Origin of the sequence: Saccharothrix deserti (genome assembly GCF_009769385.1) — a bacterium.
Taxonomy (GTDB): domain Bacteria; phylum Actinomycetota; class Actinomycetes; order Mycobacteriales; family Pseudonocardiaceae; genus Actinosynnema; species Actinosynnema deserti.
Window position 1 is genome coordinate 21,243 of record NZ_VKAB01000024.1, and the last position, 14,124, is coordinate 35,366.

The 14,124-nt window shown below is 71.9% G+C and carries 12 protein-coding genes and 1 pseudogene; 6 read left to right on the top strand and 7 right to left on the bottom strand.

All coding sequences use genetic code 11. The features are described from left to right. The first annotated feature begins 133 nt into the window (after positions 1–133). Both FM051_RS32490 and FM051_RS32500 read left to right on the top strand, forming a co-directional pair. Complete coding sequence (locus tag FM051_RS32490) at positions 134–1,090, top strand: cyclase family protein (protein ID WP_238412809.1); 957 nt, start codon at positions 134–136, stop codon at positions 1,088–1,090. Positions 1,091–1,451: 361 nt separating this feature from the next. Further along, entirely contained in the window at positions 1,452–1,916 is a 465-nt protein-coding gene (locus FM051_RS32500; RefSeq protein WP_158850124.1) for a response regulator, read from the top strand. Between the two features lie 103 nt (positions 1,917–2,019). Here the strand turns inward: FM051_RS32500 and cydC are convergent, their stop codons facing one another. From cydC to FM051_RS32525, 6 genes are read right to left on the bottom strand one after another with little or no spacing between them, the layout of a single operon-like run. After that, the gene (gene cydC, locus FM051_RS32505) at positions 2,020–3,672 is read right to left on the bottom strand and encodes a thiol reductant ABC exporter subunit CydC (RefSeq protein WP_158850126.1); all 1,653 of its coding nucleotides are present in this window, start codon (positions 3,670–3,672) and stop codon (positions 2,020–2,022) included. Beyond that, positions 3,669–5,333 carry an ABC transporter ATP-binding protein/permease gene (locus tag FM051_RS32510; protein ID WP_158850128.1) on the bottom strand — a complete coding sequence of 555 codons (1,665 nt, stop codon included), beginning with the start codon at positions 5,331–5,333 and terminating at the stop codon, positions 3,669–3,671. Before FM051_RS32510 ends, cydC begins: the two co-directional genes overlap by 4 nt. Next, on the bottom strand, positions 5,330–6,073 hold the full coding sequence (locus FM051_RS32515) for an ABC transporter substrate-binding protein (RefSeq protein ID WP_238412830.1): 744 nt from the start codon (positions 6,071–6,073) through the stop codon (positions 5,330–5,332). Before FM051_RS32515 ends, FM051_RS32510 begins: the two co-directional genes overlap by 4 nt. Further along, a complete protein-coding gene (locus FM051_RS52210) occupies positions 6,028–6,336 on the bottom strand; it encodes a hypothetical protein (RefSeq protein WP_238412810.1) in 309 nt (102 codons plus the stop codon). The genes FM051_RS32515 and FM051_RS52210 overlap by 46 nt, the downstream gene beginning before the upstream one ends. Next, on the bottom strand, positions 6,329–7,141 hold the full coding sequence (locus FM051_RS32520; protein WP_238412811.1) for an ABC transporter ATP-binding protein: 813 nt from the start codon (positions 7,139–7,141) through the stop codon (positions 6,329–6,331). The genes FM051_RS52210 and FM051_RS32520 overlap by 8 nt, the downstream gene beginning before the upstream one ends. Continuing rightward, positions 7,138–8,250, bottom strand: a complete 1,113-nt coding sequence (locus FM051_RS32525; protein WP_158850366.1) for a FecCD family ABC transporter permease — start codon at positions 8,248–8,250, stop codon at positions 7,138–7,140. Before FM051_RS32525 ends, FM051_RS32520 begins: the two co-directional genes overlap by 4 nt. Before the next feature lie 120 nt (positions 8,251–8,370). Between FM051_RS32525 and FM051_RS54095 the strand changes: the two are divergent. Continuing rightward, a pseudogene (locus FM051_RS54095) lies at positions 8,371–8,463 on the top strand (VOC family protein); the annotation flags it as partial. Positions 8,464–8,497: 34 nt separating this feature from the next. On the opposite strand, the gene FM051_RS32535 reads toward FM051_RS54095, so the two are convergent. After that, positions 8,498–10,330, bottom strand: a complete 1,833-nt coding sequence (locus FM051_RS32535; RefSeq protein WP_158850130.1) for a PIG-L family deacetylase — start codon at positions 10,328–10,330, stop codon at positions 8,498–8,500. A 186-nt stretch (positions 10,331–10,516) separates the two neighbouring features. Between FM051_RS32535 and FM051_RS32540 the strand changes: the two genes are divergently transcribed. Genes FM051_RS32540 through FM051_RS32550 form a run of 3 tightly spaced genes read left to right on the top strand, consistent with a single transcriptional unit; the run spans position 10,517 to position 14,099 of the window. Beyond that, on the top strand, positions 10,517–11,518 hold the full coding sequence (locus FM051_RS32540) for a glycosyltransferase family 2 protein (protein WP_158850132.1): 1,002 nt from the start codon (positions 10,517–10,519) through the stop codon (positions 11,516–11,518). Next, the gene (locus FM051_RS32545; RefSeq protein WP_158850134.1) at positions 11,515–11,931 is read left to right on the top strand and encodes a GtrA family protein; all 417 of its coding nucleotides are present in this window, start codon (positions 11,515–11,517) and stop codon (positions 11,929–11,931) included. Before FM051_RS32540 ends, FM051_RS32545 begins: the two co-directional genes overlap by 4 nt. Beyond that, positions 11,928–14,099 (top strand): hypothetical protein, encoded by a 2,172-nt coding sequence (locus tag FM051_RS32550; RefSeq protein WP_158850136.1) that lies wholly within the window; start codon positions 11,928–11,930, stop codon positions 14,097–14,099. Before FM051_RS32545 ends, FM051_RS32550 begins: the two co-directional genes overlap by 4 nt. Positions 14,100–14,124 lie beyond the last annotated feature (25 nt).

The following is a 14,124-nucleotide window of genomic DNA, read 5'->3' on the forward strand; positions in this document are numbered from 1 at the left end:
TCCTGACCGGCCGACTGCTGGCCCGCTGATCTAGTGTCATGCCGGTTCAGCGGGCCTTGGCATGTCAAAGGAGAGGGCGGGATACCCTGCCTGCGGTGCCTCGAACCGCGTGACCGGAGGAGTCGATGCTGGGATGACGGCAGGGCGACCGATGCCCACGCAGGACGACGTGCTCGGGTACTTCAACACGCTGTCGAACTGGGGACGGTGGGGCGACGACGACGAGCTCGGCACTCTGAACCACATCACCGACGACGTCCGGCTGGCGGCGGCGCGGGCCGTGCGCCACGGCAGGAGCGTGTCGTGCGCTTGGGAGGTTGCGGTACCGGAAGACATGGAGCGGTCGACGACGACGTGCCCGTGCGCCGCCGACATGCCGGGTGCCGAGGACATGCCGCTGCCCGGATTCCGCGACGACCGGCGCTGGGGCTTTTCGTCCGAGCGGCTCGGCATCACGTTCCACGGCAACACCGTCACCCACGTCGACTCGCCGTGCCACATCTTCTGGGACGGCACGATGTACAACGGGCGGTCGCACTCGTTGGTCGACGCCGCAACGGGATCGGCGTGGGCGGCCGTCACGGCGGCGGCGAACGGGATCATCACGCGTGGTGTCCTGCTGGACATCGCGAGGGTCCGCGATGTGCCGTGGTTGGAACCGGGGCAGGGTGTGTTTCCCGACGATCTCGAGGAGGCCGAGCGTCGCCAGGGTGTGCGGGTGCGATCCGGCGATGCGGTACTCCTGCGGACCGGCTATGGCCGCGTCCGGCACGAGGCCGGTGAGGCCGGCGGTTTCACGCAGGCCGGCTGGCACGCGTCCTGCCTGCCGTGGCTGCATGAACGGGAGGTCGCGCTGATCGGCGCCGACACCCCCCAGGAGGTTCAGCCGTCGGGGTACGAAGACGTGTTGATGCCGGTTCACGCCGTGAGCCTCGTCGCGATGGGTCTGTGGCTGCTCGACAACTGCGACCTGGAGGTGTGCGCGACGACGGCTGCCGAGCTCGGCCAGTGGGACTTCCACCTCGCAGTCGCGCCGGTCCGCTTCGCCGGTACGTCCGGCAGCCCGGTCAACCCGATCGCCACATTCTGACCGCGGGACTCGCGCCCGGCGGTGTCGGCACCCTTCACCGTCTGGGAGTCGATCAGCCCTGCGCTGGGCTGCGGGTTACGGCCTTCGGCGATCCGCGGCTGTTCACGCACCACCCGGTGACGGCGAACCGTGGCCTTCTACCGGCGGTTCGGTTTCCAGCCCACCGGGGATGTCGACAGCGGTGAGATCGTCCTCAGCCTCGACCTCACCGAAAACCGACCCCTCCTCGCGGGCCGGTTGACCGGTTGGCGTCGGACGCCGGCAGTCGCTTGGTCATGTCGTTGTCTCCCCTGATCAACCGGTTGATCGCTGAGCGACTGTCAAGATCGCGTAAGGACCCGCAACCCGATACGGTGCGTAAGTGGAAGAGCCTTTCGGATCCGGTGCCGCAGTCGTCCCGCCGGCCGTGTTGGACCTGCTGTTGGTCGAGGACGACCCCGGCGACGTGCTGCTGGTCACCGAAGCCCTGGCCGCGCCGGACAACCGGATCTCTCTCCACGTGGTGCGCGACGGCACCTCGGCGATGGCGTTCCTGCGCCGCGAAGGCGAGCACGCCGGCGCGCCCAGACCGAGGCTGGTCCTGCTGGACCTCAACCTGCCCGGTGTGGACGGCCGGGAGGTGCTCGCGCAGGTCAAGGCGGACGAGGACCTGCGCTCCATCCCGGTGGTCGTGCTCACGTCGTCCGAAAGCGAGCAGGACGTGCGGGACAGCTACGGTCGGCACGCGAACGCCTACGTCGCCAAGCCGGTCGACGGCGACGCGTTCGCCGCCCTCATCCGCCAGATCGACGTCTTCTTCACCACCGTGGTCAGACTCCCCCTTTGAGGGGCGCACTGAAGCATCGACCGGCAGCGCGGCCGAATCCTCCGCAGTGCGCGGTTCCACGGCGCGGTCTTCGCAATGGCCGTCGACTGGTATGACGGTCGGATCAGGTGGCGCGCTGCCCTTCCCCCAGCTCGACGGTTCGGTCGCAGCGGGCCAGGGTGGCGGGGCGGTGGGCGATGACGAGGACGCCGACGTTGTCGTCGGCCGAGGTGAGCGCGGCGGTGATGGCCTCGTCGGCGTCGGGGTCGAGGTTGGCGGTCGCCTCGTCCAGGACGAGTATGCGCGGGTTGACCAGCAGGGCTCGGGCGACGGCGACTCGCGCCCGTTGACCGCCGGACAGTCCTGCGCCGGACTCGCCGACGTGTGTGTCGAGCCCGTCGGGGAGACCTGCCCGTGAGTCCAGGATTCCCGCCCGCCGGGCCACTTCCTCGACGTCGTGGTCACTGGCGTCGGGGCGTCCGAGCCGGATGTTGGTCGCGATCGTCCCGGCGAGCAGACCGGGGTCCTGGGGCACGGCGCTGATCGCGCCACGCAGGTCGTCGTCGGCCAACTCGGTGAGGTCGACACCGTCGAGGGTGATGCGGCCGGCGTCGGGGTCCCACATCCGGACGGCGAGCAGCGCACACGTGGTCTTGCCGGCGCCGGACGGACCGGTGAGCGCGACTCGTTCGCCGGGGCGGACGGTGAAGGACACCTCGCGCAGCGCGGGTGGCCCGTCGTGGCCGTAGCGGAAGGTCACGCGGTCGAACACGAGCCCGGTCGCGCGGTCACGGGGTGGAAGGGGGCGGGGCACGCGGGTTTCGCGGACCGCCGGGGCCCGGTCGAGGACGTCGACGATCCGCGTTCCGGCGGCGCGCAGGGTGCCGAGGTTGCGCAGCAGGTCGGAGATCTGCGCGATGGGACCGAGTGCCGCGGTGGCCAGGACCACGGCGACCGGCGCGAGCGTGCGGCCGACCGCGTCGAGGTTCACCGCGCAGACCGCCAGGGCACCGATCGCGCTGAGGGACAGTGCCGCGTCGGTGGCCGCGCGTTCCACGCCCGTCCGGGAGCCGATCCGCGCCTGCACCGCGGTCAGCACGCTGGTGTGCCGGTCGAGTGCGGCGGTGCGGCGGTCCAGGGCTCCTGCGGCGCTGAGTTCGTCGAGCCCGCGGACGGTGTCGACGAGTTCGGCGTTGAGCGCTGCGGCGGCCTCGGTCAGCTCGGTGCCCTGCCGGGCGCCGACCCGGCCGAACAGCCAGGGCAGCGCCGCGGTCACGACGACGAACGGCACCCAGACCAGCAGCAGCCACGGCGTGACGAGCAACGACAACGTCGTGGTGGCGGCGACCAGCACGGCGCACGTGAGCACCTGGGCGGCGGTGTGGGCGTAGAGCCATTCGAGCCGGTCGACGTCGGCGAAGGCGACGGAGGCGAGATCGCCGCTGCGGCGCGGCTTCCGGCAGTCGGGCAGGCTCACCCGGAGTCGGTCGAACACGCGGGCGCGCAGGGCGGCGATCAGCCGGTAGGCCAGGTCGTGGGAGACCCACGACTCCCGCCAGGTCATCGCGGCGGTGAGGACCGCGAGGCCGCACAGGACGGCTGTCACGGCGGCCAGTGGCGCGGTGCCGGTGGCGGCGGTCCGTCCCGCGAGCCATGTGCCGACGACGGCCGTGGTCAGCGCGCCGAGCTGGACGATGGCGTTGGCGGTGATGGTCCAGGCGAAACTCGCCCGCTGCTCGGCGATGACCGGGAGGAGGCGCCGGAGCGGACCGCTCATCGCCGTGCCGCCGGGGAGGTGGTGCCGGCGACGCGGCCGGACTCCATCGTGACGACCGTGTCGGCGTCGCGCAGGGCGCTTTCACGGTGTGCGATCACGATCCGGGTGGTGCCCGGACAGTGCTCGGCGAGCCGGGTGAGGACGCGTTCCTCGGTGTCGACGTCCAGGGCGGAGGTCGCTTCGTCGAGCAGGAGCACGGGGGTCGCGGCGAGCACGGCCCTGGCGATGGCGAGCCGTTGCCGCTGGCCGCCGGACAGCCGGGCCCCGTTCTCGGTGAGCACCGTGGCGAAGCCCTGCGGGAGCGCCTCGATGAATGCGAGCGCGTCCGCGACGTGGGCGGCGGTGCGGACCTGCTGAGGTGTCGCGTCGGGGCGGGCGAGGCGCAAGTTCTCTTCCACGGTGCCGTGGAACAGGTAGGTGTGTTGCCCGACGACGCCGATGCTCGCGCGCAGGGCCGCGAGGGTGTAGTCGGCGATCGGGGTCCCGTCGAGCTCGATCGTCCCCTGCTGCGGGTCGGCGTGCCGGACGACGAGCCGGGCGAGCGTGCTCTTGCCGGCACCCGACGGGCCAATGATTCCCGTGGTGCTCCCCGGTGCGCAGTCGAAGCTGACGTCGGCGACGCCTGCCCCGTTCGGGTACCGGTAACCGACCTGCCGCAGCCGAAGTCGCGCCCCCGGACGGGCGGGATCGGTGCGCGTGCCCGTGTCCGCGACGGCCGGGTGCGCGGTGAGGATCTCGTCGATGCCCTCGACCGCGCCCAGCCCCTGGTAGCCGAGGTGCCAGTGGGCGGACAGGTCGAGCACCGGGCGGAAGCACTCCCTGGCGCACAACAGGAACAGGAACACCGACCCGGCCGGTGCGAACCCGCCGAGAACCCCCGCGCAGGCGACGACGACGGTGGCGGCGGTGCCCAGGTGCAGTGCGAGCGCGCTGACGCCGGCCTCCACGAGCGAGACCCGCAGCTGGGTCATCGTGGAGCGGTGCAGGTGCTCGCCGCGTTCGGCGAGCGCCTCGCCGGTCCGCCGGCCCGCGCCGAACACCCGCAGGACACCGACCGCCTGCGTGGCCTCGAGGTAGTCCGCCGCCAACTTCTCGTAGGCGCGCCAGCGGGTTCGTCCCATCCTGAGCAGCCGGGCGTCCCAGAAGCGGGGGACGACCACGGCGCACAGCACCGCCGTGGCGAGAACAGCGGCGGCCGGGACCGAGACGGTGAACAGCCATCCGGCGACGGCCGCGGGCACGACACAGGTCACGAGCAGCTGCGGCAGGTAGCGGCTGTAGTAGGCGTCGAGGGCTTCCACACCGTCCACGACGGTGTGTGTGATCGCGCCGGACCGCTCTCCCTGTGCCCACGCCGGTCCCAACAGGGCGATGCGGCGCAGCAGCTCGCCGCGCAGCCGGGTGCGAATCGCGATGCCGAACCGGGCGGCGGCGACCTCCCGCAACCACACCAGGACCGCACGCGCGGCGACGACACCGACCAGTACCGCGATCACGGGCGCCACGTCGGCGCCGTCCCCGCCGGTGAGGTCGGCGAGGACGGCGGCTGCCAGGACGGCTCCGGCGACGTGACAAGCCGACACCAGCGTCGACAACGCCGCCAGGAGCGCGACCGGTCCGGCGACGACACCGGCCAGCTGCAGGAGCCTGCGGTGGATCACGACGTGAAGGCGTCCGGGTGGAGCCGCTCGGCGATCTCCCGCACCACGGAGACGTTCCCGAGGGTGCCCGGATAGGTGTCGGCCGCGTCGATCGGGATCAGCCGCTGTTCGCGCACGGCGGTCATGTCCGGGAACGTGCGGGTCAGGTAGTCGATCGTCGCCTGTTGGTGCTCGGGTGAGTTGACGGCGAACACGATCGCGGCGGGGTTCGATGCGGCGAGCGCCTCCGGGGTGATCTGCGCGGCGAAGAACTTGGCGAACTGCGGGTCCTCCGGCGAGAACACGTTGTCCCCGCCGGCCCGGCGGATGATGTCGTACTCGATGCCGGCGCCGATCGCCGTCACGGTGGTGCCCTCCAGGTACACCTGGGCGACGGTCGGTTCGGCGCGGTCCGCGACGGCTTTGTCCACCGCGGCCAGGTCCGCCTTGCCCTTCTCGATCAGCGGCGCGGCCTTGTCGGGCACGGCGAAGATCCGGCCGAGGTTCTCCAGATTGGTGAAGACGTCCTCGACCGTGCCCTTCATGCGGCGCTCGGCGCACCCGCCCGTGGCGACGTACGCCGCCACGCCGGCCTCCTTCAGCTGCTCCAGGCTCGCGAAACCCTGCTCGGCGGTGAACTCGTACATGGTCGGGGAGAACACGAAGTCCGGTTTCGCGTTCAGCAGCTGTTCCCGGCTCGGCGGCCCGGACTCGCTCAGCACCGGGACGTCGGCGGCCAGGCCTGCCACGTCGTCGGGCAGCGGCGCGGTGGCCGTCTGCGCCTGCCCGACGAGCGAGTCCGCGAGGCCAACCGCAACAGCAGCGCGGTCTGCGACGGGCTCAGCCCGACCGCCGCGCTCGGCGCGCCGTCGACGGTGACGTCCCGGCCGCAGTTGGTGATCGTGACCGCCTGGCCGGCGTTGGCCGAGGAGTTCGCCGGGGTGTTCGGGGTGACCGAGGAGCCGCAGCCGACCACCAGCGTGACGCTGACACCGAGTGCGAGCAGGGACAGGGTGTTACGCATTGATCTCATCTCTGCGGTCGGTGGGATCTTGGCGGGTCTGCGGCGGGTGGTCGAAGACCAGGACGGGACGGCCGGTGCGCGGGTGCGTGAGCTGGTCGACGGCGACCCCGAACACGTCTTCGACCACGCGCGGCGTGAGCGCCTCGGCCGGTGTTCCGGTGGCGACGAGCCGTCCACCGTCGAGGACCGCGATGTCGTCGCAGTGGGTGGCGGCGAGGTTGAGGTCGTGCAGTGCGGCGATGATCGTGCGGTCCAGACCGGCCGCGATCCGCATGAGCTCGAGCTGGAAGGCGATGTCGAGGTGGTTGGTCGGCTCGTCGAGGACGAGGACCGGGGCGTCCGCGGCGAGCGCGCGGGCCAGCATCACCCGCTGCCGTTGCCCGCCGGACAACCGGCCGATGGGCCGGTCGGCGACGTCGGTGGCGCCCACCCGCTCCAGCGCGGTCCACGCCAGGTCGAGGTCGGCGTCGGTGTCGCGGCCGAACCCGCGCTGGAACGGCACCCTGGCCAGCAGCACGGCGTCCAGGACGGTCAGGTCGAACTCGGTGGACGTCTCCTGGGTCATGACCGCCACCGTCCGGGCGACGGCCCGCCGGTCGGTCCGCCACACGTCCCGCTCGTCGAGCAGCACGCGGCCGGACGACGGCGCGACGGTCCGGTAGAGCGTGCGCAGCAGCGTCGACTTGCCGCTGCCGTTGGGGCCGACCAGCCCGAGGAACCGGCCGGGGCGGATCTCGATGTCCACGTCGCGCAGCACCTCACGGCCACCCAGAGCGGCGCTGACGTGGTCGAAGCGCACCCTCACCGGTCCAGTCCCGCCCTCGACGCCGTGTCCCGGCGCATCAGCCACAGGAAGAACGGCGCTCCCACCACCGCGGTGAGGATGCCGATCGGCACCTCGGCGGGTGCCGCGACCGTGCGCGACAGCAGGTCGGCGAGCATCAGGAACACGGCGCCGCCGAGCACCGCGACCGGGAGCATCCGCCGGTGGTCCGCGCCCACGAGGATGCGGGCCACGTGCGGGATCACGAGACCGACGAAGCCGATACCGCCGCTCACCGACACGATCGACCCGGTCAGCAACGCCGAGGTCACCAGGAGGACGGCGCGCAGCCGGTTCACGTCCACACCCAACGCGGTCGCGGACTCGTCACCGGTCAGCAACGCGTTCATCGCCCGGGTGCGCAGCCCGACGACGACGCACGCGACCGCGAACGCCACCGCGGGCACGACCAAGGAACCCATCGACGCGGCGGACACACTGCCCAGCAGGAAGAACAGGACGCTGAACACGTTCTGCGCCTCGGTCGTCAACGTCAGGTAGCTCGTGACGGCGCTGAACAGGGAACCGAGGGCGACACCGGACAGGATCATCCTGGTCGGGGACAGGACGCCGCGATGCCGGGCGGCGAGCGCGACACACGCACTGGCCACGAGCGCCCCGGCGAATGCCGCGACGCCGAGCGGAAGACCGCCGACAGCCGCCGAGCCGAGGGTGATGACCAGGACCGCGCCGACCCCCGCGCCGGACGACACACCGAGCAGGTAGGGCTCGGCCAGCGGGTTGCGCACGATCACCTGCATGATCGCCCCCGCCAACGCCAGACCGGCACCCGCGAGCCCGGCCAGCAACGCACGGGGCAGGCGGAACTGCCACACAGCCTGGTCCTGCAACACGGTCAGGCTGCCATCCGACATCCAGGGCATGTTCGGGACCAGGTGCCCGACCGCGATCCGCGCCGCGTCCACGAACCCGACCTCGACGGTACCGACCGAGCCGGAGACGACCAGCATGACCAGGATCGCGACGCCGAGGACCGCGACCGTCACCCGCTGCACAACCCGTGACCGGCGAACGTGCGCCCGCCGGTCACCGTCGACCGACGGCGCGGACGACTGCGGACGAACAACCATGAGCAAGCCGATCACTCTGCACCGGAGACCGCGCGAGCTTAACCGCACCTGATAATCGTTATCAACGGTGAGGTCGATCATGGCTTCCGGTCATGATCGACACCGTGGTCGGCAGTTCAGCCCGATGGCCGTGGGTGGGCGGTGCCGGCCGATCCCGAGGGCAATGAGTTCTGCGTCCTGCGCGGGCCTTTCGACACCCCGCCCAATCCCTGATCGTCGATCAGCGATCCTGCTCCGGACGTCCGGGTCAAGGTGCGGCCTGCCACGGGGCGAACTGCCCGCGCTCGTCCTGGGTCGTGGTGTGCAGCCGGCCGTCCGGCCCGATGGCCAGCACCACCAGGCGACCGTTCCCGTCCACGGCGGCGGCCGGGTGGTCCAGGACCGTGCCGCCGATGCCGACCCAGCCGCCGGTCGCGTTGACGGTCGCGGTGCCGGCGGCGTCCCGGCCGACGACCGCCACGGCGCCGTTGGCGAACACCGCCGCCGGCCCGCCCGGTCCGCCGGGGCCCGGCCGGAGCACCGGGGGTGACCACGTGTCGCGCCTGGTCGTGACGGCGATCTCGCCGGTGTCCGCGACGAGGTGCACCACGGTCACCGAGCCGTCGGGTTCGGTGACCGCGACCGGTGGTCCGGCCGGCGAGGTCCGGGGGAACGACTGGTCCCAGCCCGACTCGTCCCAGTGCACCACGGCGGTCGTGGTGGCGGCGAAGACCTCGACCTCCCCGTCCTCCCCGGTCACGGCGCTGAGGCCGTCCTGCACGTCCGACCCTCCCAACCGGGTCCAGTCGCCCCAACCGCCGTCGCCGTCCTGGTCGACCCGGCTGATGCCGCCCGTCGCGTCCCGCACGAACGCGACCAGCCTGCCGTCGCCGCGTGCGGCCAGCGCGGGTGTGCCGACCCTCGGGTCGGCGTGGTCGGGGCTGCCGAGTCCGGTCCAGCCGTCGTCGTCGTGGCAGGTGATCTCGGCGGTGTCGAGCCGACGCCCGCACACGGTCAGCCCACGTGGGCCGGCGGCCACCGCGAGACCGGTGGCGAGCGCACCGCCGGGCGGGTCGAGGTCGTCCAAGACCTCCCACCGGTCACCGGATTGCCGCCAGCCCAGGACGTGCCGGTCGACCACCGCGAACGCGTGCAGCCGGCCGTCGGCCGCACGACCGACCCACGACGTGCCGCGCGGCCAGCGGTAGTACATGCGGCGGGACCACCGGTCGTAGAGGGGGTGGCCGCCGATCTGGTCGTCATGGCGGGCGTACGTGCCGAAGTGCTCCACCTTGTCCTGCTGCTCGGCCGGGCCGAGGTTGGCCGGCACCTGGTCGGTGTTGTAGTCGCGGTAGCGGACGCGCACCAGCCGGGGCGCGGTGGACGACGCCGAGTGGATCCGCGCCGCCTCTTCCGCGAACCACGCGCCGGTCACGTGGTCGGGGTGGTAGTACCGGGACCCCCGCGGCGAGTGGACCGGGTCGGGACGGCCGTCCTGGGTGCGCAGGACCGTCGGCTGGAACGCGGCCATCAGCTCCACGAGGACCCGCAACAGGGCACCCCTGGTGTAGCTGGACGGAACGCCGACCTGGCCGCCGGTCGGCACGACGGTGTCCACCCGCGTCAACCCGCTCCGGTCGTTCCACAACCGCATCAGCGCGTGCCGGCCGCCGGTGGCCCTGGGATTCGCGTTGTCCGGCAGGTTCAGGAACACCAGCTGCACCTGCGGGCGCGCTTCGAGGACGTACCGCTCGACCAGTTGCCCGTCCGCCACCGGCAGCGCGGACCCCTGCCACCGGTCGGCCACCCCGGCCATCCGCGCGTAGGCGGCGCGGGCGCCGGCCTGCCGCGACGCCGAGTACCGGCCCGGATCGGGCACGTCCGACTCGCCCGCGGTGAGGAACACCGTCATCAGCCGCCGCCCGGATCGGACCCCGTCCCGGACGTCCGGGTTCATGAACAGCAGGTCGTCGTCGTGGTGCGCCACCACCTGGAGGAACGCGACATCCGTCGAAGCGCGCGGCACCGGCGGGTCGCCGCACGCCACGAGTGCCGCGAGCACGAGCGCGACGAGCAGGGCGACGGGTCGTGCACGTGCCATCCGCTGTTCCCGGTTCCCTTCGGTCTCGACGGCCGGGACGTTAGCGGTGGAAGACGGCGACGCGCTGGGGTGTCGCTCGATCGGGTGGAAGTCCGTGTCACGCCCGCGACGGGAGCGGGTTGGACCGGCCCGCCGTGCCATAGTCGCGGCCGTCCCGTGCCGTTTGGCTCCTTCGGATGAGGGTCTGTGCGCATCTCGCTGGTCATCCCGTGCTTCAACGAAGAGCGCGGGCTGGAGGATCTGTACGCCGTGCTGACGCGGGTGCTGCCCACCGTGAGCGAGGACTTCGAGGTCCTGCTGGTCGACGACGGCAGCGCGGACGGGACGCTCGCCGTGCTGCGCCGCATCGCGGCACGCGACCCCCGGTTCAAGTACCTGGCGCTGAGCCGCAACTTCGGCAAGGAAGCGTCGATGCTGGCCGGTCTGCGGCACGCCGACGGCGACGTGGTCGCGCTCATGGACGCGGACCTCCAGCACCCGCCCGAACTGCTGGCGCGGATGGTGGACCTGGCGGCCCGGGGCTACGACCAGGTCGTCGCCCGGCGCAGCCGACGCGGTGAGCGACCGGTGCGCAGGCTCGTGTCCACGCTCTACTACCGGCTGGTGAACAAGGTCGTCGACGTGACGCTGCAGAACGGCGCGGGCGACTTCCGGCTGCTCAGCAGGCGCGCGGTGCAGGCGCTGCTGTCGCTCGGCGAGTACAACCGGTTCTCCAAGGGCCTGTTCGCCTGGATCGGCTTCGACACCGCCGTGATCGACTACGACAACGTCCAGCGCCGGCAGGGCGACAGCAGTTGGAGCCTGCGCAAGCTGCTCAACTACGGCATCGACGGCGTGCTGTCGTTCAACTCCCGACCGCTGCGCCTCGGGATCTACCTGGGCGCCCTGGTCACGACCGTGGCTTTCGGCTACGCCGCGTGGGTCGTGGCGCGCGCGGTGCGGCACGGTGTGGACGTGCCGGGCTACGTCACCGTGATGTGCGGCATCCTCGGGCTCGGCGGTCTGCAACTGCTGTTCCTCGGGGTGATCGGCGAGTACGTCGGCCGCATCTACGCCGAGACGAAGCGCCGGCCGCACTTCCTGGTCAAGGAGTCGGGCGGCACGGGACGCGCGCCGGTGACGTTGCCGTCGGGGCCCGAGGTGGGAGAGGTCGTGGCCGAACCCTTCGCACAGGGGATCGCCCGGTGACCGATCGCCTCGGCCGCGTCGTCCGGTTCGGGCTCGTCGGAGTGCTCAACACCGCTGTCTACTACGGCTTGTACCTGGTGTTGCACGCCTTCACGCCGTACCTGGCGGCGCACGCGGTCGCGTTCGGACTGGCGATGGTCGGGTCCTATTTCCTCAACTGCCACTTCACCTTCCGCACCCGGCCGGCGCTGCGGACGTTCCTGCTCTTCCCGCTGTCGAACGCGACGAACCTCGTGGTGAGCACCGGCGGGCTGTACCTGCTGGTCTCCTGGCTCGACGTGGACCAGCGGGTCGCGCCGCTGCTCGCGTCGGCGGCGGCGATCCCGTGCACGTTCATCGTGGCGCAGTTCGTGCTCGTCGGGCGTTCGACGCACACCCGCCACCCGTCAGGCATTGGGGAACGCACCGCATGACCACGCTCGTCCGCAGGTCGTTCCCCGGTCCGCTGGTGGCCGCCGGCGTGGTCGTCACCGTGCTGCTGCTCGCGCAGGTCCCGTTCCTGCGCAACCGGCTGTTCTACGCGTGGGACGACAGCGCGGCGCAGTTCCTGCCCATGTGGCACCACCTGGGCGGCCGGTTGACCAGCGGGCAGTGGCCGTTGCTGCTGGAGGCGGACAACTGGATGGGCGGCAACCTCGCCGCCGAGGCGTTGTTCGGCATCTGGAACCCGGTCAACCTGGCCAACTACGCGCTGGTGTCGTCGTTCGACGACCTCGCGCTCGCCGCGCTCGTGGTGAAGAGCGAGTTCCTGGCGCTGCTGGCCCTGGGCACGTACCTGCTGTGCCGCGAGTACGGCACGGGGCGCGGGCCGGCCGCGGCGGTGGGGATCGCGTTGCCGTTCAGCGGGTTCACGCTCTACTACGACGCCGCGTCGTGGGCGTCGGGGCTCATGGCGTTCACGTGGGTGGTGTTCACGTGGTGGGCGGCCAGGCGGCTGGTCGGCGGCGGCAGTCCACTGTGGCCGTTCGTGTTCGGTGCGCTCGCGGTGACATCGGGCAACCCGTACGGCCTGCTGGGCGTGTGCGTGGTGTTGGCGGGGCTGGTGGTCGAGACGTGGCTGCGCCGCGATCGGGTGGTCCTCGTGCGCCTGCTGGTGGTCGGCGCGCTGGTCGGACTGCTCGTGCCGTTGGTTTACCTGCCGTTGCTGGGCACTTCGGAGGTGACCGTCCGCGCGGGGCAGGGCTTCGCCAGCAACGGGCTGCTCATGCCGAGGCTGTCGGACCTGCTGCACCTGAGCGTGCCGAGCCACCTGCCGTTGATCCGCACGTTCGCCGACGACCTGCGGCTGACCGTGCCCGGGGTGTACTTCGCCTGGTTCGTGGTGCCGCTGCTGCCGTGGTTGCGGTGGGAGCTGCTGCGGCAGCGGTGGCGCGGTCTGGTCAGCGTGTTCACGGTCGGCCTGGTGTACCTGGTGCTGCTGCTGGGCCCGTCGAACGCCTGGATGTTCCGCTTCCCGCTGCGTCACGTGCAGGTCGTGTTCCTGGCCGTCGGGGTGCTGTTCGCGGTGCTGCTCACGGCGGGGCTGCGCTTCGACCACGTTCGGCGGCGTGTGCTGGTGACGGCGGGAGTGCTCGTGCTGTCCGCCTACCTGACGTTCGCGGCCGGGACGTGGCAGTGGCAGCGGCACCTGGTGTCGGTGGGCCTGCTGGCGGTCGGCACCGCGCTGGCCGTGTTCCGCGCCCGCGCCGGGCGCGGCGTCTGCGCCGTGCTGGTCCTCGGTGTGGCGGCGACGTTGTCGCTGCAGACCTCGTGGTTCCCGAGGAACTGGGACGTGGCGGACTACGGGTTCTCCCGGTCCGTGAGCGTGCTGCGGGCCGAAGCTCGCGGAAGCGGTACGACGTTCCCGGTCGGTTCCCTCGACCCCGGCAACGTCGGCCTGGTCACCGGCAACGCGTCGGTCGGCTCGTACACCGGCATGTCGTTCCGCGCCTTCGCCGCCGCGACCTGCATGGACTACAAGGGCGCGACGTGCGCCGACAGCCTGCGCCGGATCTTCACGCCGACCGAGCTCGACGGCCGCACCCTGGCCGACCTGATGCGCGCGGAGACCATCGTCGTGCAGCGCGACGTGCTGCCCGATGTCGCCGCTCCACCGGGGTGGCAGCTGACCGATCGGACGGACACCCGGGTCGTGCTGCGCCGCATCGCGCCGATCGAGTGGCCGGAGGGCAGGTTGGCGCACGCGACGGTCGAGGTCGGCCGGGACGTGTCACCCGACGACCGGCACGAGCACGTCCGGTTCACCAAACCGCGCGGACGACCGGGCACGCTGGTCTTCGCCAGACTGGCGTGGCCGGGCTACCGCGCCGAACTCGACGGCGCGCACCTCACGACCCGCCAGGGTCCCGCCGGCCTGCTGGTCGTCGACCTCCCGGCCGACGCCGAGGCGGGGGAGGTGCGCCTCACATGGGCCCCGCCGGGCCTGCCACTGGGCATCGCACTCGCCTTGGCGAGCCTGCTGAGCGCGCTCGCGTACGCCGCGATCACCCGCCGTGGTTCCCTCGACGTCGTGTCGCGCCAGAGCCGAACACCATCGTGCCCGATCGTGCCGACGAGTTCCGCGGGCAGGGCGGAGGTGTAGTCGCTGAGCGTCGCACTGTATCGGC